Source organism: Pseudomonas sp. LBUM1655 (assembly GCF_059716085.1).
The window spans coordinates 3,402,459-3,421,586 of the sequence record NZ_CP166801.1; the positions used below are offsets into that span (position 1 = coordinate 3,402,459).

General features: G+C 59.8%; 17 protein-coding genes. 4 read left to right on the plus strand and 13 right to left on the minus strand.

Annotation, left to right across the window (positions count from 1 at the left end; genetic code table 11):
• Positions 1-19 precede the first annotated feature (19 nt).
• Positions 20-1,975, plus strand: a complete 1,956-nt coding sequence (locus ACA074_RS15160) for an acetoacetate--CoA ligase (protein ID WP_497677266.1) — start codon at positions 20-22, stop codon at positions 1,973-1,975.
• 66 nt (positions 1,976-2,041) lie between these two features.
• On the opposite strand, the gene ACA074_RS15165 is transcribed toward ACA074_RS15160, so the two are convergent.
• Positions 2,042-3,154, minus strand: a complete 1,113-nt coding sequence (locus tag ACA074_RS15165) for a PilT/PilU family type 4a pilus ATPase (protein ID WP_497677267.1) — start codon at positions 3,152-3,154, stop codon at positions 2,042-2,044.
• A 130-nt stretch (positions 3,155-3,284) separates the two neighbouring features.
• Between ACA074_RS15165 and ACA074_RS15170 the strand changes: the two genes are divergently transcribed.
• Together ACA074_RS15170 and ACA074_RS15175 are read left to right on the plus strand one after the other, a co-directional pair.
• Positions 3,285-5,822, plus strand: coding sequence for a hybrid sensor histidine kinase/response regulator (locus tag ACA074_RS15170; RefSeq protein ID WP_497677268.1), 2,538 nt, complete (start codon positions 3,285-3,287; stop codon positions 5,820-5,822).
• Between the two features lie 51 nt (positions 5,823-5,873).
• Positions 5,874-6,149, plus strand: coding sequence for a peptidylprolyl isomerase (locus tag ACA074_RS15175; protein WP_007912322.1), 276 nt, complete (start codon positions 5,874-5,876; stop codon positions 6,147-6,149).
• A gap of 113 nt (positions 6,150-6,262) precedes the next feature.
• Here ACA074_RS15175 and ACA074_RS15180 read toward each other — a convergent pair whose 3' ends face one another.
• From ACA074_RS15180 to ACA074_RS15215, 8 genes are all read right to left on the minus strand, one after another.
• Positions 6,263-7,198: a sugar kinase gene (locus ACA074_RS15180; RefSeq protein ID WP_497677269.1), complete on the minus strand. Its 936-nt coding sequence runs from the start codon at positions 7,196-7,198 to the stop codon at positions 6,263-6,265.
• Positions 7,199-7,283: 85 nt separating this feature from the next.
• A complete protein-coding gene (locus tag ACA074_RS15185; protein WP_497677270.1) occupies positions 7,284-8,498 on the minus strand; it encodes an amino acid deaminase in 1,215 nt (404 codons plus the stop codon).
• A gap of 42 nt (positions 8,499-8,540) precedes the next feature.
• Positions 8,541-9,305: an IclR family transcriptional regulator gene (locus tag ACA074_RS15190; protein WP_187679954.1), complete on the minus strand. Its 765-nt coding sequence runs from the start codon at positions 9,303-9,305 to the stop codon at positions 8,541-8,543.
• Positions 9,306-9,452: 147 nt separating this feature from the next.
• Positions 9,453-9,842, minus strand: a complete 390-nt coding sequence (locus ACA074_RS15195) for a RidA family protein (RefSeq protein WP_007912330.1) — start codon at positions 9,840-9,842, stop codon at positions 9,453-9,455.
• Between the two features lie 31 nt (positions 9,843-9,873).
• The gene (locus ACA074_RS15200) at positions 9,874-10,671 is read right to left on the minus strand and encodes an amino acid ABC transporter ATP-binding protein (protein ID WP_489879490.1); all 798 of its coding nucleotides are present in this window, start codon (positions 10,669-10,671) and stop codon (positions 9,874-9,876) included.
• Entirely contained in the window at positions 10,668-11,330 is a 663-nt protein-coding gene (locus ACA074_RS15205) for an amino acid ABC transporter permease (RefSeq protein ID WP_497677271.1), read from the minus strand. The genes ACA074_RS15200 and ACA074_RS15205 overlap by 4 nt, the downstream gene beginning before the upstream one ends.
• 9 nt (positions 11,331-11,339) lie before the next feature.
• Positions 11,340-12,002, minus strand: a complete 663-nt coding sequence (locus tag ACA074_RS15210) for an amino acid ABC transporter permease (protein WP_497677272.1) — start codon at positions 12,000-12,002, stop codon at positions 11,340-11,342.
• 52 nt (positions 12,003-12,054) lie between these two features.
• Complete coding sequence (locus ACA074_RS15215) at positions 12,055-12,903, minus strand: transporter substrate-binding protein (protein ID WP_497677273.1); 849 nt, start codon at positions 12,901-12,903, stop codon at positions 12,055-12,057.
• 348 nt (positions 12,904-13,251) lie between these two features.
• On the opposite strand from ACA074_RS15215, the gene ACA074_RS15220 reads away from it, so the two are divergent.
• The gene (locus ACA074_RS15220) at positions 13,252-13,695 is read left to right on the plus strand and encodes a thioredoxin family protein (RefSeq protein WP_497677274.1); all 444 of its coding nucleotides are present in this window, start codon (positions 13,252-13,254) and stop codon (positions 13,693-13,695) included.
• An 88-nt stretch (positions 13,696-13,783) separates the two neighbouring features.
• Here ACA074_RS15220 and ACA074_RS15225 read toward each other — a convergent pair whose 3' ends face one another.
• The 4 genes from ACA074_RS15225 to ACA074_RS15240 form a co-directional block, all read right to left on the minus strand.
• Positions 13,784-15,343 (minus strand): TerC family protein, encoded by a 1,560-nt coding sequence (locus ACA074_RS15225; protein ID WP_497657413.1) that lies wholly within the window; start codon positions 15,341-15,343, stop codon positions 13,784-13,786.
• 287 nt (positions 15,344-15,630) lie between these two features.
• A complete protein-coding gene (locus tag ACA074_RS15230) occupies positions 15,631-17,277 on the minus strand; it encodes a phospholipase D-like domain-containing protein (RefSeq protein WP_497677275.1) in 1,647 nt (548 codons plus the stop codon).
• A gap of 130 nt (positions 17,278-17,407) precedes the next feature.
• Complete coding sequence (locus ACA074_RS15235; protein WP_497679333.1) at positions 17,408-18,070, minus strand: vWA domain-containing protein; 663 nt, start codon at positions 18,068-18,070, stop codon at positions 17,408-17,410.
• A 2-nt stretch (positions 18,071-18,072) separates the two neighbouring features.
• Positions 18,073-19,077 carry a magnesium chelatase ATPase subunit I gene (locus ACA074_RS15240; RefSeq protein ID WP_497677276.1) on the minus strand — a complete coding sequence of 335 codons (1,005 nt, stop codon included), beginning with the start codon at positions 19,075-19,077 and terminating at the stop codon, positions 18,073-18,075.
• Between the last annotated feature and the right edge of the window lie 51 nt (positions 19,078-19,128).

The window sequence follows — 19,128 nt, forward strand, 5'->3', positions numbered from 1 at the left end:
GAAAACAAGAGGCAAACAAATGTCCGACATCCTCTGGCAGCCCGACGCCAACCGCATCGCCGAGTCGCGCATGGATACCTTCCGACGCTTCGTCAATCAGCGCCATTCGCTCAATCTGGAAGGCTACCCTGCCCTGCACCAATGGAGCATCGAAGAGCGTGAAGCGTTCTGGCAAGCCATCGTCGACTTCTTCGACATTTGCTTCCATACCCAGCCAGACGCCGTGTTACGCGAAGGTGAATACATGCCCAGCGCCGAATGGTTTCCCGGCGCCTCCCTGAACTTTGCCGAACATTTATTGCGGCGCCGTGATGACGCCGTGGCGGTGGTAAGCCTGGCCGAGAACGGTCAGCGCGAGCAATTGAGCTGGGCCGAACTGGCTCACCAGGTCGCCGGTTTCCAGGCCAGTCTGCAAGCCGTGGGCGTGGGTCTCGGCGACCGGGTGGCGGCGTGTATGCCCAACACCTGGCAGACGCTGGTGGCGATGCTCGCAACCACCAGCCTCGGGGCAATCTGGTCGTGCTCTTCGCCGGACTTCGGCACCCACGGCGTGATTGATCGTTTTGGCCAGATCGAACCGAAAGTCCTGATCACCTGCGCCGGTTACCGCTATGCCGGCAAAGAGATAGACCAGACGACGAAGCTCAATGAAATCCTTGCGCAACTGCCATCGCTGCAACAGTTGATCATCGTTCCCTATGCGCGTGCGCAAGCTCGTATCGAAGACTATCGCACGCAAGCCAATGTCACCCTGTGGGACGACTTTTATCAGCCCGGCGATGAACCGCGCTTCGTCCCGGTACCTTTCGCTCATCCGCTGTACGTGCTGTATTCCAGTGGCACCACGGGCGTGCCGAAATGCATCGTGCACAGCACCGGCGGCGTGCTGCTGCAACACATCAAGGAACATGGCCTGCACGTCGATCTCGGCCCAGGCGATCGCTTGTTTTACTACACCACCTGCGGCTGGATGATGTGGAACTGGCTGGTGTCGGCACTCGCGGTCGGCAGCGCCGTGGTGCTGTACGACGGTTCGCCGTTTCACCCGGGCCCGGAGCGTTTGCTGGATCTGCTCGACGACGAACGTGTCAGCGTCTTCGGCACCAGCCCCAAATACCTCTCGACGCTGGAAAGCCAAGGGCTCAGACCGCGCGAGAGCCATGACCTCAGCAGCCTGAGAACCCTGCTTTGCACCGGTTCGGCGTTGTCGCCGCAGAGTTATGACTTTGTTTACCGCGACTTCAAACCCGACGTGTGCCTGGCTTCGATGTCCGGCGGTACCGATATCGTTTCCTGCTTCGTCAATGGCAACCCGATGTCCCCAGTGCGTCGCGGTGAAATCATGGGCAAGAGCCTGGGCATGGCAGTTGAAGTGTGGAATGACGACGGGCAGCCCGTGATCGGCGAAAAGGGTGAACTGGTCTGCACGCGGCATTCTCCGGCGATGCCAATCGGGTTGTGGAACGATGCCGATGGGGAAAAGTTGCGCAAATCCTATTTCAGCCTGTTCCCCGGTGTCTGGGCGCAGGGCGATTACGCCGAACAGTTGCCCCATGGCGCGATGATGATCCACGGTCGCTCCGACGCCGTGCTCAATCCCGGCGGCGTGCGCATCGGTACGGCGGAGATCTATCGCCAGGTCGAGAAGATTTCGCAGGTGCTGGACAGCGTGGCTATCGGTCAGCAATGGCAGGATGATGTGCGGGTGGTGCTGTTTGTGAAACTGCGCGAGGGCGTCGAGCTGGATGAAGCACTGGAGCAACGAATCCGCCAAGTGATCCGCACCAATACCACCCCACGGCATGTGCCGGCAAAGATTGTCGAGGTCACCGACATTCCACGCACCCTCAGCGGCAAGGTCGTGGAGCTGGCGGTGCGCAACGTGGTGCACGGAGAGCCGGTGAAAAACACCGATGCGCTGGCCAACCCGGAGGCACTGGAGCAATTTCGCAATAGAAACGAGTTGCGCAGCTGATCGTAAAGATCACAGCCTGCGGCCGGGGAGACTCGCCCGGCGCAGGCTGTGATCTTTTGAGGCTGTCTAATCCACCAACCCCCACTCCCCCGAAGCGGCTGGCGGCGGCCCGGGCACCCTATCATCATGCAGTTTCAGGCGCAGACGCAGGTTGTTCACTGAGTCCGCATGGTTGAGCGCCTCCTCCTCGCTGATGACACCTTCCACGACCAACGCAAACAGCGCCGCATCAAAGGTCTGCATCCCAAGCTCGGCAGACTTCTCCATGATCGCCTTCAGTTCCCCCAACTCGTTGCGGCGAATCAGATCCTCGACCGTCGGCGTACCCAGCATCACCTCGACCGCCGCTCTGCGCTGCCCGTCCAGGGTGCGTACCAGTCGTTGCGATACAAACGCTTTAAGGTGGTTACCCAACGCATGCAACAGCTGCGGGCGTCGCTCTTCGGCAAACATGTTGATAATCCGATCCAGCGCCTGGTTGGCGTTGTTGGCGTGCAACGTGGAAAGCACCAGATGCCCGGTTTCGGCAAATGCCAAGGCGTGTTCCATGGTTTCGCGGTCACGGATTTCTCCGATCAGCACGACGTCCGGCGCCTGGCGCAGGGTGTTTTTCAGAGCTGCATGAAAGCTGCGCGTGTCGACACCGACTTCACGCTGATTGATGATCGACAGCCTGTGCCGATGGATGTACTCGATCGGGTCTTCGATGGTGATGATGTGCCCGGTGCTGTGGCGGTTGCGGTGATCAATCAAGGCTGCCAGCGAGGTCGACTTGCCCGAGTCGGTGGCGCCGACAAACAGGATCAAGCCTTGTTTGAGCATCACCGTTTCGAGGAGTACCGGCGGCAGTTTCAAGTCTTCGAAACGCGGAATGTCGAGTTTTACATTGCGAATGACGATCGACACATCGTTGCGTTGCTTGAAGATATTGACCCGAAAGCGGCCAATCCCGGCTCGGGAGATCGCCAGATTCATTTCCAGATCCCGGTCGAACTCTCGGCGCTGCTCGGCGTCCATCAGTGAGGTCGCCATGGCGGCAATTTCACCGGATTTGAAGGGTTCGTCGCTTAATGCCGTCAGTACACCGTCTACCCTTACACTGGGCGGCGCGGCGGTAGACAGGAACAGGTCAGAACCCTGTAAGTTGGACAAACGAGATAACAGTGCATCGATTTCCATGGCAAAAAGCACCCGCGAAGCATTCAATGAGCAGAATTGGCCGCCGTCGTGACGCGACGAGCCATACAGCGTCTATAGCCTGCAACAATGATAGACGCCGTCTCACCGACCGACGCTCAGGATTGATGTGATGAACGCTGCACCGACCAACGACGACGCGCAGGCACTGATCGCCCGCACCGACTGGAGCCGCAGTCCACTGGGCGCGGCAGGAACCTGGCCGCAGAGCCTGCGTACCGCGGTGGATATCGTGATTCACTCGCCGATGCCGATGCTGTTGTTGTGGGGGCCGCAACTCACGCAAATTTATAACAACGGCTTCGCCCTGCTCGCCGGCAACAAACATCCCCACGCTTTCGGACAGCCTGCGCACCTTATATGGCCGGAACTTCGAGACTTCACTGACCCGATTTACAGCGCCGTCCTGCTAGGCCAGGTACGCACCTACAGTGAACGACGCTTCACCCTGCAGCGCGACGGTAAAGACACCGACTTCTGGCTGGATCTGACCTACAGCCCGATCCGCGATGAAAACGCGCAGGTCGCCGGAATTCTGGTTACGGCGATCGAAACCAATGAGCGCCGACGTATCGCCCTGGAGTTGCAGCAGCGCTCCGACGACAGCCTCAAGGCTCAGCGCGAAACAGAAGAGCGCTTGCAACTGGCCCTCGCCGCGACAGATGCGGTCGGTACCTGGGACTGGGATATCGGCGAAGACCGCTTCATTGCCGACGCCCACTTCGCCCAATTGCACGGCATTGATCCGTCTCGCGCCGCGCAATTGCCCATCAGTGATTACCTGCACGGTGTCCATCCTGAAGACCGTGCGCTGGTGGCTCGCAGCATCAAACATTGCATCACCCACGGCACCGAATATGCCGAGGAATACCGCTTGTTGCTGCCCGGCGGTGAGCAACGCTGGGTGTTTGCCCGCGGCCGCTGCTACAAGGATCACCATGGCCGGCCGGTGCGTTTTCTCGGTGCGGCGCTGGACTTGACCGAGCGCAAACACACCGAACAAGCGTTGCGCCAGAGTCAGACAGAACTGCAGCTGATCATCAACGCCATGCCGATCCTGATCAGTTATGTCGACCACGAAGAACGCTTTCGCCTCAATAATGCGGCTTATCTGGACTGGTACGGCCTCACACCCCAAGAGCTGTGCGGCCGAACCATTCGAGAAGTGATCGGAGAGGAAGCGTATTTCCTGCGCGCGCCGTATATCGCCGAAGCACTCGCCGGTCGATCCTGTTCGTTCAGCCTGTACACGCCCCACCGCGACGGCAGCAGCCGCCATGCCCTGATGAATTACCTGCCGCGCCACGGTGCGGACGGTTCGGTCAACGGCTTCTACATCTTTGTGATCGACGAATCCGAGCGCAAGAAAACCGAAGAAGCCCTGCGTAACCTCAATGAAACCCTTGAAGAGCGTGTCAGCGCCCGCACCGAGCAATTGGCCCAGGCCAATCAGCGTTTGCAGAACGAGATGTTCGAACGCGAGCGCGCTGAAGATGCGTTGCGCCATGCGCAGAAGATGGAGGCGGTCGGACAGCTTACCGGCGGCATTGCCCACGACTTCAACAACATGCTCACCGGGATCATCGGCAGCCTCGACCTGATGCAGCGCTACATCGCCAACGGTCGCGCCAGCGAGATCGGCCGCTTTACCGAAGCCGCCGTCGCCTCGGCGAACCGTGCGGCCGCCTTGACTCACCGGTTGCTGGCGTTCTCGCGGCGGCAATCGCTGGATCGCAAGCAACTGAACGTCAACGAACTCATTCACTCGCTGGAAGACCTGATCCGCCGCACCAAGGGCGATCCAATCGACCTCAAGTTACAGTTGGCCGATGACTTGTGGCCGGTGAGCACTGACATCAGTCAATTGGAAAACGCCCTGTTGAATCTGGTGATCAACGCCCGCGATGCCATGCCTGAGGGCGGTGACTTGCTGATCGAAACGGCAAACGTCTTCCTCGACGGCAGCGACATCACCACCCTCGAACCGGTCAAGGCCGGCGATTACCTGATGCTGGCGGTCAGCGATAACGGCACGGGAATGACGCCATCGGTCAGGGCCAAGGCGTTCGATCCCTTCTTCACCACCAAACCGATCGGCCAGGGCACCGGGCTCGGCCTGTCGATGATTTACGGTTTTGCCCAGCAATCGGGTGGGCATGTCAGCCTCGACAGCTTGCCCGGCCAAGGCACCTGCGTGCGTCTGTACTTGCCGCGAATGGTTGGCCTGGAAGCGGAACGTCTGCCAGTCGAGCCCACCGAGCCGCAACCCGCCACGGCCACCGGTGAATCCGTGGTGGTGGTCGAAGACGACCCGGCGGTGCGCATGCTGGTGCTCGATCTGCTCAAGGAGTTGGGCTATCAGGCGCACGAAGCCGAGGACGCCCGGGTGGCCCTGCCGTTGCTCGAATCCGATCTACGGGTGGACCTGCTGGTTACCGACGTCGGCCTGCCGGGCATGAATGGTCGCCAACTCGCGGAAATCGCCCGTCAGCATCGCCCGGGCCTCAAAGTATTGTTCATGACCGGTTATGCGCAGAAAGCCGCCGAACGCCAGGGCTTTCTCGAGGACGGCATGGACATGGTGGCGAAACCGTTTTCCATCGAGCTATTGGCCAGCAAGATCCGCGCGATGATCAGCCAAACCTCTTGAGTTGAGGCATAATCCGCGCCCCGCCTTCACCCCGTTATCAGGTATCGCAAGATGAAAGCCCAAGCCCGCCACATTCTGGTGAAAACCGCCGAAGAGGCCGAACAGCTCAAACAACGTATCGCCAAGGGCGAAGCGTTTGATGTGTTGGCCAAGAAATTTTCCACCTGCCCGTCCGGCAAACGCGGCGGTGATCTGGGTGAAGTGCGACCGGGGCAGATGGTGGGGGCGATTGATGCGGTGATTTTCAAGAAGCCGCTGCGTACGGTGCATGGACCGATCAAGAGCAAGTTTGGTTATCACTTGGTGCAGGTTTTCTATCGCGATTGACCACTGCTCCCCCCACCGGTAGGAGCTGCCGAAGGCTGCGATCTTTTGATCCTGTTTTTTACAATCGAGATCAAGAGATCGCAGCCTTCGGCAGCTCCTACAGGGGTTGTATTTCAATCGTTGGGGATAAGTGCTCCCGGCACTTGAATCACCCGGCTTGCCAACCTATGCCCCGCGTCGGCCGCGTCGGCGGGACTGCCACCCATCAAACGACTGGCCAGATACGCCGCACTGAAAGAATCCCCCGCCGCCGTGGTGTCCACGACCTTCTCGACCTTCTGCGCCGGCACTTCAAACGCTTCACCGTCACAGCGAATCAGGCATGCCTCGGCGCCGCGCTTGAGCACCACTTCCGGCGTGCCGATCTGCGCGTAAGCGTCGAACACCGCATCGCAATCGGCAAAACCAAACAGCGCCTGCTCGTCATCCACCGTCAGCAACGCCAGATCGATGTGCGGCAACACGCTGCGATAGGCCGCCCGCGCGTCTGCCAGTGACGCCCACAAACGTGGTCGGTAGTTATTGTCGAAGACAATCCGTGCATCCCGCTGACGCGCTTCGATCAACACCTGAATCAATCTTTCGCGGCCCTGCGCACCGAGCACGGCCAGGGTGATGCCGCTGAAGTACAGCACGTCGTAATCCGGCAACGCGGCCAGAATCGGCTCGGCGGCCGGGGTGGTGAAGCAATCGCGCACAGCCGCTTCGTTGCGCCAGTAGAGAAAGCGCCGTTCGCCGTTGGCGTCAGTCTGGATGCAATACAAGCCCGGCAAGCGACCGGGCAGGCGCTGCACCAGGTCAAGGCCAATACCTTCGCTGGTCCAGATCTGGCACATGGTGTCGCTGAAACTGTCATCGCCCAGCGCCGTGACGTAATCGACCTGAGCCTTGTCGCCCAAGGCGCGAGACAGGTAGACGGCAGTGTTGAGCGTGTCGCCGCCAAAGCTCTGCTGCAGGCTGCCATCGGCGCGTTGCTGGAGTTCGATCATGCATTCGCCTATCAGGGCGATGCGCGGGGCGTTGGGGCCCAAGGGGCTGAGGGTGGTCATTGTGTGGTGTCTCTGCTGATTCACGGGTGTCTGGTCTGGCCTCATCGCTGGCAAGCCAGCGATGATCACTACTCGGTTTCGAGTCTTAGAAACAGGTTTCCATGCTCTCGATCACCGACAACTGCTCATCCACCAGCAACCCCACGCGCCACTTATCAAAGGTCAGGCACGGGTGCGAAGTACCAAAGGAAACGATGTCGCCGACGCGCAGTTCAACGCCCGGCGCCACGGTCATGAACGCGTGCTGATCCATCACCGCTGTCACCTTGCATGCACTGACATCATCGCCCTCCGCCGGCAACACGCCTGCCTTGTAACGCAGCAGCGGCACCGGCAGCCCGGCATCGAACGCCACATCACGCTTGCCCAGGGCAATCACCGCAAACCCCGGTTCCGGCATCGACTGTACGTGCGCCCAGACTTCCAGCGCCGGCCGCAGGCCTTCATGCAAATCGCTACGACGATCGAGCACGCAGCACTGCGCTTCTTTGTAGATGCCATGGTCGTGTGCCACGTAGCTGCCCGGACGCAACACACTGAGGAAGCGGCCGCCAGCGTTCTGCGCTTCGAACGATTCGGCGATCAGGTCATACCACGCCGAGCCCGAAGCGGTGATGATCGGCTTGGGAATGGCAAACGCCCCGCTGTTCTGCAATTGCACCGCCAGACGCACCAGCGACGCGGCGAACGCGCGAATGCCGCTGACCGCGTGATCACCGTGAATCACGCCTTCGTAACCTTCGATACCGGTAAGCGCCAACGAAGGTTGCGCGTTAATCGCTTTGGCCAGCTCAATGACTTCCTGCTCGCTGCGGCACCCGCAACGACCACCGACCACGCCGTATTCGATCATCACGTTGAGCTTCACGCCGCGCGAAGCAAAGTAGGCGCCGAGGTCGGCAACGTTGTCCGGATGATCGACCATGCAATGGAAATCGAACGACGGATCGGCCAGCAGATCGGCAATCAGCGCCATGTTCGGCGTGCCGACCAATTGGTTGGCCATCAGCACGCGACGCACGCCGTGGGCATATGCCGCGCGGGTCTGGGTAGCGCTGGCGAGGGTGATGCCCCAGGCGCCGGCGTCGAGCTGACGCTTGAACAGTGCCGGAGTCATGCTGGTCTTGCCGTGCGGTGCGAGTTCCGCGCCGCTGTCGCTGACGAACTTCTGCATCCAGCGAATGTTGTGCTCCAGCGCCTCGCGGTGCAGCACCAGCGCCGGCAGGCTGACGTCTCGTACCAGGTGCGCGCCGATGGCGGCATCGCCCTTTTCCACAGCAGTATTGATGGCAGTCGTCATGGTCAAACTCCTCGCATTCATTCGCGGCGCAGACAGCCGCGGTTATTCGTTGATTCGCCGGGCGAGGCTGTTGGCACTCTCGATCAGAACCCGGCGATAGTCGTTGTAATTGTTCTTCGCATCGGCCCGTGGGGCGACGATGCACAGGGTGCAGATTGCAACGCCGGAAGGGTCTTTGACCGGTGCCGCGAAGCAATGGGTGAAGGTGTCGGCAACACTGTCGAAAGAGAAAAACCCATCGATGCCGGCCTGACGGATTTCTGCCAAAAACCGCTCCAGCGGCAGGCGTTCACCGTCGGGCAGGATGTAGTCGTCTTCGTCGATGAGGTCGATGATTTGCTGATCGCTCAGGTGCGCGAGCAGCAAGCGCCCGGACGCGGTCCATGGGATCGGCGCGTTCTCGCCGATATCAGAGGAAATGCGGAAGTGCCGCTCGCCCTCCTTCATCAGCGCCACGGTGTATTTGCGCCCGTTGAGCAGGCACATCTGCGCGGTTTCGCGAGTCTGGCTGACGATCTCCTGCAAGGCGTGATCGGCTTCGCGGCTGAGGTCGAAATGGCGCAAATGCGCCTGACCGAGGAAGTACAGCTGCCGGCCGAGATAGACGTGACCGTCCTTGCCCACCGGTTCCAGGATTCGCCGCTCCAGCAACGAGGCGACCAGTTCATAGACCGTGGATTTCGGGCTGCCGATGCCGTTGGCGATGTCATTCGGACGCAGCGGCTGGCCGACTTCCTTGAGGAAATCGAGGATATCGAACGCCCGGTCCAGACCTCGGGCCCTGCGTTTGATGGTGTCTTCGGTCATTTCAGTGGTTCCCATTCAAAGTCGCCGGGAGTTTACCGAGAGTATTGCATCGCTTGGTAGGCCACTTTCGCGAGCAGGCTCGCTCCCACAGGGGATTGCATTTCAAATGTGGGAGCGAGCCTGCTCGCGAAGAAGTCAGCACAGATTTCAGGCCTTCTTCTTGTAAGCAATGCAATCAATCTCAACCTTGCAATCCACCATCATGCTCGCTTGCACACACGCCCGCGCCGGAGCGTGTTCCGGTTTGAAGTACTCGCCGAAGACTTTGTTGAAACTGCTGAAATCACGCGGATCGTCCAGCCACACGCCGGCACGCACCACATCTTCCAGGCCATAACCGGCCTCTTCGAGAATCGCGATCAGGTTCTTCATGGTCTGGTGCGTCTGCTCGACGATGCCGCCAACAATAATCTCTCCATCCACTGCCGGCACCTGGCCGGACACGTGCAGCCAGCCATCCGCTTCAACGGCGCGGGCGAATGGACGAGGCTGACCACCAGCGGCGGTGCTGCCGGTACCGTAACGCGTAATGCTCATGGGTGTTTCTCCTGATTACAAAAGTGAAAATTCAGAACCGCGTGCTTTTCAGAAACTCAGCCAGACGCGGTGATTGCGGGCGTTCGAACAGCTCCTTGGGAGGCCCCTGCTCTTCGATCCGCCCTTGGTTCATGAAAACGATTTTGTCCGAGACCTCGAAGGCGAAACGCATCTCGTGGGTCACCAGCAACATGGTCATGCCGTCTTCGGCCAGGCCCTTGATCACGTTGAGCACTTCGCCGACCAACTCCGGGTCGAGGGCTGAAGTGACTTCGTCGAACAGCATCAGGCTCGGGTTCATCGCAATCGCCCGGGCGATGGCCACGCGCTGTTGCTGACCGCCGGACAACTGACCGGGAAAGTGATTGCGCCGTTCCAGCAGGCCGACCCGCTCCAGCCATTTCTCGGCCAGCACCACGGCTTCATCCTTGTGCATCTTTTTCACCTTGAGCAGTCCCAGGGTGACGTTCTGCAATGCGCTCAGATGCGGGAACAGATTGAACTGCTGGAACGCCATGCCGGTCATGGCGCGATGGCGAGCGATGACTTTTTCACCATGGCGCACGCGTTTGCCGTTGACCTCCTCATAGCCGATCGATTCGCCCTCAAGCAGGATCTGCCCGCCCTGGAACTCTTCGAGCATGTTCACGCAGCGCAGCAGGGTGGTCTTGCCGGAACCGCTGGAGCCGATCAGCGTGACGACGTTGCCGCGTTGCATGCTCAGGTCGACGCCTTTAAGCACCTCCACCGTGCCGTACTGTTTGTGCAGGCCACGGATGTCCAGCAGTGGCTGGCCGTTTTGAACGTTGGAAACTTGAGCTTCAGTCATGGCAAGGCCACCCGCTTTTCAATGTGCCGGCCGAGTAATTCGATGCCGAAGTTGATGACGAAGAACAGAAAACCGGCGAACAGATAGAACTCCAGGGTCATGAAGTTCCGGGCGATGATCTGTTGAGTGCTGAGCAGCAATTCGGCGACGCCGATCACCGAAAGCAAGGTCGATGCCTTGACGATTTCGGTTGACGAGTTGACCCAGGTCGGCAGGATCTGCCGCAGTGCCTGGGGCAACAGCACATAGCCGAGGGATTGGTAAAACGTCAGGCCGATGGCCTTGCTGGCTTCCATCTGCCCACGGGGCAACGCCTGCAACGCACCACGCACGATCTCGGCGACGTGAGAGCCACAGAACAGCGTCAGCCCCAACGCGCCGGCCTGAAACGCGCTGATCTGCCAGCCGATCGCCGGCGCCATGTAGAAGCAGGCCAGGACCAGCACAAACACCGGGGTACCGCGAATAATGTCGACGTAAAAGCGGAACGGTGCGCGCATCCAGAACTTGCCGTAGGTCAGCACCAGACCGGCAAACACACCGAGAATCGTGCCGAACAGAATCGCCAGCGCCGAGGCCTGCACACTGGTCAGAAAGCCTTGCCAGAGTGGCTCGCGCGCCACCCACAATTCATGCAACCAACTGGGGGATTCGTACATCGCAGCCTCCTATCGGCGGATCGCCAGACGCTGCTCGAGATACCGCAGCAGCATGGCAATGAGGTAACAGGCCGCGACATACAGCGCCGTGGTCACCAGCCAGGTTTCGATCACCCGGTAGCTTTCGACGTTGATCTTGCGCGCGTAATAGGTCAGCTCCGGCACCGCAATTGCAGCGGCCAGCGAGGTGTCCTTGAACAGCGAAATGAAGTTGTTCGACAGCGCCGGCAACACGTTGCGCAGCATCACCGGCACGGTGACGTAGGCCTTGACCTGCCATTCGCCGAGGCCGATCGCCAGCCCGGCTTCGCGCTGACCTTTCGGAATGCTGAGCAAACCACCTCGGAACACTTCGGTCAGGTACGCCCCGGCATACAGCGACAGGGTGATGATGAACGACGGAATCTTGTCCAGGCGGATGCCCAGGCTCGGCAAGGCAAAATAGATCAACAGAATCAACACCAGAATCGGCGTGTTACGGACCACCGTGACGTACACCGAAGCCAACACCCGCAAGGCGCGATGCTTTGACAGCAAGGCAAACGCCATCAGCAGGCCGATCACGCAGCCGATGGCGATCGACACCAGCGCCAGTTCGAGGCCCAGACCGAGCCCCGCCAGCAAGGAGTCGAAATCGCGCCACACGGCGGCAAAGTTCAACTGATAGTTCATGGTCAGCAGTACCTTGAGCGGGGCGCGTTATCGGCGCCCCACTCTCACGGGATCATTTGAATTCGACAGGGAAACCGATGGCTGGGGACGGCAGATCCACACCAAACCACTGCTTGAACGACGCCGCGTAAGTCGGGAATTCAACGCCGGTCATGGCTTCATGCAGCGCGGTGTTGACGAAGTTCAGCCAGTCCTGATCGCCGCGTTTAACCGCGCAAGCGTAGGTCTGTGGGCTCCAGGCGTAGGCCGGGCTGCGGTAGCGGCCAGGGTTCTTCACCATCAGGTATTTGACCGAGGACTGATCGGTGGCTGCGGCATCGGCGCGGCCGGAGTTCACCGCCTGATACATCAGATCGACGCTGTCGTACTGATCGACCTTGGCCTTGGGCAGTGCCTGGTGCACCAGTTCCTCGGCATAGACGTTTTGCAGCACGGCCACGATGACGCTGTCGCCGGCAGCCTGCAGGTCTTCGATTTCCTTGTACTTGCTGTTGTTCGGCAGCAACAGGCCGACGCCTTCGCGGTAATACGGCAGGGTGAAGGCGACTTGCTGGGCGCGGCTGGCGGTTACAGTGATGAACTGGCAGCTCATGTCGACCTTGTCGGTGAGCAGATTGGGAATCCGTGCATCGGACGACTGAACGACGAACTCGACTTTGCTCGGATCGTTGAACAGACCTTTGGCCACCATCCTGGCGATGTCGATATCAAACCCCTGCAACTTGCCGTCCGCGCCCTGAAAGTGCCACGGCGCATTGGTGCTGCCAGTACCCACAATCAGTTTCCCACGGGCCAGAACACTGTCGAGTTTGCTGTCGGCTGCCTGGGCCATACCCATGACAGCGGACGAAGCCGCAAGAACAAAAACACACGCTTTAAACAAGGAAGGTCGGCGATGCATGGCAAGCACTCCAGGATGATGTTTATTCCGCTATACCGGAACACGGTTTGTTACTACGGAATAGACAGCAGAAAGTGTGCCACAGGATTCGCGAGGAATCTGCAACGGATTGAAATGTTCGGGGAATCAAAGGGATACAAGAGTCGCACAAGAAGGTGTCTAGCGAGGTGCCTCCACCGTGCGCTACCGCAGGCCACACATTGCGGGTAGCGGGGCCACATCTCGGTGCAACATTATTGAAACTGCACACCGGGTTTGCGCTGTCACCTGTCAACTCTGACAGTAGATCAACGCCTTGCGGAGTATTACCGTCAACCCAGTCGACATCACCAGTGCAACGAGGTTGATATGCGCCCTGCAACAAAGCTTCCAGACCTGCCCGACACCTACCGCAAAGCCCTGAAGACCTGGCGGCCGGTAATCCTGTATTTCGCCAACGAACACTGCCCTGCCTGCGAATGGGCCGGGCCGATTTTTCGTCAGATTGCCGAGCCGTACCGGCATCGCGCCAATATCTACATGCTTAACACCAGCGAATCGCCGCGCCATCCACAGGTGACTGGCACGCCGACGGTGCTGTTCTACCAGGACGGCAGGCTGGTGAAAAAACTCAAGGGGATTGGCACTGAAGAAACGTTGGCGGCTGACTTCGCCCGGCACATTGGCAAAACCAAGGCACCAATGGTGCTGCGTAAGCAGCGGCATGATTTGAGTTGGCTTCGACGCACCTTGAGAAGCTATTGCAGCATCCCGCGTGCGCAGTCACTTCGACACCACGCGATATCCCTGTAGGAGCTGCGGCACGCTGCGATCTTTTGATTTTGTTTTTTAAGATCAAAAGATCGCAGCGTGCCGCAGCTCCTACAAGGGAGATTCGTGTTTACGCGGCCTCACGCACCAACAACACCCGCGTCACCCGCCGCTCTTCCACAGCCTTGACGGTCATCTGCCAGCCCGCATATTCCAGACGATCACCCATCATCGGCAGCCGATCCAGCAAGCTCATCACCAATCCGGCCATGGTCTGGTAATCCTCGGTTGGCTCGGCGCCAAAACCGGTACGCTGGCGAACACGCGCCAGGTTCAATGCGCCACTGACCATGAAGCCGCCCTGCTCCTCGACTACGTCCGGGCCTTCGATTTCGCTGGCATCGGGCAACTCGCCGGCAATCGATTCGAGAATGTCGGTCATGGTCAACACGCCGACAAAGTCGCCGAATTCATTGACTACAAAGGCAATGTGGGTCGACGCCGCGCGCATCTGTTCCAGCGCGTTGAGGATCGAGTAGCTGTCGAGCAGATTGATGGTCTTGCGCGCCAAGTGCTCCAGATTCGGCTCAGCGCCGGCCAGGTACTCCTTGAGCAATTCCTTCTTGTGCACGAAGCCTAAGGGTTCATCCACAACACCATCGCGAATCAGCGGCAGACGCGAGTAGGACGAGTGCATCAACTTCGTCCGGATCGCCTCGGCATCGTCAGCCAGATCGATAGTGTCGACGTCGGCGCGCACGGTCATCAGGCTGCGGATCGGCCGCTCGGCCAATTGCAGCACGCCACTGATCATCACCCGCTCACGACGGTCGAACAGCTCCGTGCTTGGCGCATCACCGTCGTCCAACAGGTCGGAAAGCTCTTCACCGACCTCCTCCACCGCCAGTTTGCGCCCGCCAAGCAAGCGCAGCACCGCGTGCGCCGTGCGTTCGCGCATCGGGCGCAGGCCCTGCATCGAGCGTTTGCGTCGGGCACGGGCGATCTGGTTGAACACCTCGATCAAGATCGAGAAACCGATGGCCGCGTACAGATAGCCTTTCGGGATGTGGAAGCCCAGGCCTTCGGCGGTCAGGGCAAAACCGATCATCATCAGGAAGCCCAGACACAGCATGATCACGGTCGGGTGCGCGTTGACGAAGCGGGTCAGCGGCTTGCTCGCGACAATCATCAGGCCAATGGAGATGATCACCGCGATCATCATCACCGCCAATTCATCGACCATGCCCACAGCGGTAATCACTGCGTCCAGCGAGAACACGGCGTCGAGCACGACGATCTGCGCGACGATCGGCCAGAACAGCGCATAAGCGGTGTTGCTTGAGCGCTCGCCGACATGGCCTTCCAGCCGTTCGTGCAACTCCATGGTGGCCTTGAACAACAGGAACACACCACCGAACAGCATGATCAGGTCACGGCCGGAGAAGCTCTTGTCAAACACCTCGAACAGCGGCTGCGTGAGGGTGACCAGCCAGGAAATACTCGCCAGCAGGCCCAGGCGCATGATCAGTGCCAGCGACAGGCCGATGATGCGCGCGCGATCACGCTGATGCGGCGGCAGTTTGTCCGCGAGGATTGCGATGAACACCAGGTTGTCGATACCCAGCACCAGTTCCAGCACGATCAATGTCAACAAGCCCAACCAGGCCGTGGGATCCGCTAACCATTCCATAAAACGTCTCGATCTCTCTTAAGTGAATTCAGGCTGCCGGACACGGCAAAGCGCAACGCGAAGGCTCTGGGGCCGCGTTATCAACAATAGACGGGTGTCGGAAAACCGGATGCTGCGAGTGCGTCAAGACCGCGCCATAGCGCGAGGGGAATGGATAACTGGGAGGCTCCGAGAGGGTGTTCATGTAGATCCTGAATAAAAAAAGGCCTTGAAGCGTACAGCCTGAAGTGACTTTTCCTACAGCCTCAAATCATTTCAAAATCTGTATTACCTGCCAGGGCGACACTTCAACGTCCGGCAAAACGCAATCGCGACAACTGCCGCAAATCCCCATCGACGTAATAATCCTGGGTCCAGCGATCATCCACCGCCAACGGATTCACTTGCTTCAACGCCAGTTTCTTCGCGAAGTAACGAAACCGGTAATGTTCGTAAAACCGCAGCAGCTCGAGGCCATAACGATCCGCCAGATCGGTGTCGCCGCGAATGATCAGGTAGTTTTCGTCATTGCCGTTGCTGGCCGAGGCACTGAAGTTGTGGCTGCCGCTGATAATAGTCGGCGTGTCCGTCGTGAAGTCGATGACCACCGCTTTGGTATGCACCAGCAGATTGCCCTTCTGGCCCTTCATGTTCTCGCGCAGCCAGCCTTCCAGCCCCGTGTTGAGCAATGCGGTGGCGGCGAATTCGGCGCTGCGGTCGGCGTGAAAACCGGTGATTCGGCTGGTGGTGTTTTGCAGGCCGTAACGCAGGATGTCGTCGTGTGGCTGGCCGAGCAAAGCATTGAGAATCGCGTCAGGCAAGACGAACGCAGTGACGAACAGGACATCCTTCTTCGCCGCTTCGATGATCTCGACGAACTCGCGTAGATCGCCGCCGCCGGTGCGTGGCGAGAACCCGGCAAACAGCGACTGCGAAGCGTCCATCGGGTTGTGTTCGGTGATCCAGTCACGGGTGGCACCGAGATCATCGGGATCGTCCCAGATCCTTTCGAAAATCCGCAGATAGCTCGAACTCACGGGAGCGTCATCAAGCACATGCACCACATTCGCCTGTCGATAAACGCCATTGGCGGTGAAATTGGTGCTGCCGCACAACACGGCTTGCGGTTGGCGCTGTCCCGCTGCGTCGAGTCGGCTGAGGACGATGAATTTGTTGTGGAAGATGTTGTGCGTCACCCGCCCACGTTTGCTCGTCGCCGGCAGTTTCGCCAGACTCGCCTCGTTGATTGTGGTGTCTTCGTCGTCGACTCGGGCGTGATACAGCACTCGAATCTGCACACCCCGCGCAAATGCCCCGTTAACCGCCTCGACGATGGCTTTCAACTGATACTCATAAATGGCGATGTCCAGCGCCCACTGACCATCAACCGCCCGTTGGATAAAACCCCGCAAACGCCCGAGCAAGCCGTTCTCCAGCCATTGCCGTGGCGCATCCGGCCAGGCTTCGATGGGCATGTTTTTGTTGGCGCTGATCTGAGCATCAAGATCGGGAAATTTGCGCTGGAACGCCTGGCTGGCAGCGACCGCACGGTTGAAGATCACGCTTTGGTTGGCCGGGTGACCGTCGTCTGAACTGATCGTCAGCTCAAGCGACTCCCCCAGTTGCAGCGCATCGGGCGTGCCATAAGCCAGGTGAACGCGATAGTGAATCGTCATCCCCGGATTGACCGCGTAATCGGCCCAACGGAATTTTTGCAGCGGGGCTTTATCGCTCGGCGTGGCGTGAAACTGCGGGAAAGTGTGGGCTTTGCCGGGGAACGTCAGGCTGTTGAAGAGGAACAGCCACGGCTTGGCGCCTTGCTGCTTTTCGATGGCGAACCCTAGCAAGCCTTTGCGACGCGGCTCCGCGAGGTCCATCGCCAACAGCACGCCATTGGTGCCGGCGTAGGCTTTGACGCGGAAATCGTCTTGAGGATTGCTGACCAGTACTCGCATCGCTCACTCTTTGTGATTGGGCTGGGGTGGAGCATAGAGCAGTGATGCAAATTGTGGTGTTCGGCCCTGAAACCAAGGCGATACATTCGCGAGCAAGCTCGCGAGGAGGCCTGTCCAGGCATTGAAGATCTCAGACCGAAACCAGCTCATCGATATGCCGATACTCCGCCTCCAGCGCCGCCGCCAGATCCTTCGCCCGTCCCAACCGGATCGGCCCACGCTCGATATCGATCAACAGCCCCGGACACCCCAGCGCCGGTAATCCCGACCACGCCTTCAAACGTCCATCCGTCACTACCAGCAACCGCTGTTGCTCGGCGGGAAAGCGCTTGCGCCGCACCGTCAGCCATTGCTGCGCCTGATTCAGCGCTGCCAGCAACGGCGTACCGCCGCCCGCGCCCAATTCATCAAGCCAGATGCGTAAACCGCTGGACGCCTTCAAACCCTGCACCTGCCATTTCGGCGCCGCACCACTGGCGGTCAACAACGCCAAACGCGCGCGCTGGCGATAGGCGTCATCGAATAGTTGCGCAAGCAGACCTTTGGCATCGCTCAGTGCGTTATGACGGCGCGTTGAGGCCGAGGCATCGACGATCACCAGCCACAACTCATGGGGCGAACGCGTGCGCAGTTGAAACAGCAGATCTTCACGGCTTTGCGGACGGCCATTGAGCAGCGTTCCCGGCCAGTTCACCGAGCCACTGCGGGCTGCATGACGTTTGCCCTGGCGTCCGTTGTCGAGTTGTCCGGCACGGGGTCTGGCATTCGCCCCCGCGTCGGACCGGGGGCGAATGCCTACATCTTTTTTGGCCAGCTCGGCACTTCACGACGGCTGCCGGTGGCAAGCGCTGAAGCCGGCATGTCGCCCCACTGGCCCTGCCCTTCGTTCGGGTTGGCCTGCGCGTTGGCTGGGGATTGCGCGGGTTGTTGCTGAGGACTCGACGGGGTTTGTTCACGACGACGATGGCGCAAGGCAAATTCGGCCACGGCGTCGATATCTTCTTCGCCGATCACTTCAGCTCCTCGCCATGCCGCGTGAGCGCGGGCAGCGCGCAACCACACCAGATCCGCGCGCAAACCATCGACGCCAGCGGCAAAACAACGCTCGGTGATTTGCGCCAGCGCCGCATCATCCAGAGGAATATCGGCCAAGGTGACTCGGGCATGTTCACAACGTTCGCGAAGGGTTTGTTGCTCGGTTTCCCAAAGCGCGCAGAACGCTTGCGGGTCGCTATCGAAGTCGAGACGACGACGGATGATCTGCCCACGCTCGGTCGGTGCGGTGTGGCCACTGAGGGCGACATTCAGACCAAAGCGGTCGAGCAGTTGCGGGCGCAACTCACCCTCTTCCGGGTTCATGGTGCCGATCAGGACGAACTTCGCCGAATGCCGATGGGAGATGCCGTCGCGCTCGATCAGGTTGGTGCCGCTGGCAGCGACATCGAGCAGCAGATCCACCAAGTGATCAGGCAACAAGTTGACTTCATCGACGTAGAGCACGCCGCCATCGGCCTTGGCCAGCACACCGGGGGAAAACTGCGCGCGACCGTCGCTCAGGGCCGCGTCGAGATCGAGCGTACCGACCAGCCGCTCTTCGGTGGCGCCCAGCGGTAGCGTGACGAACTGGCCGCTGGCGAGCAGATCCGCCAAGCCTCGCGCCAGAGTGGTTTTAGCCATCCCGCGTGGGCCTTCGATGAGTACGCCGCCGATTTTCGGGTCGATGGCGGTGAGGCACAGGGCGAGTTTCAGATCGTCGGCGCCGACCACGGCGGAGAGTGGGAAATGTGGGGTGTCGGTCATTTGGATTGATCTCTGTCGTGGTCGTCGGTGTTCTTGAGAGTTTTGGTGTGT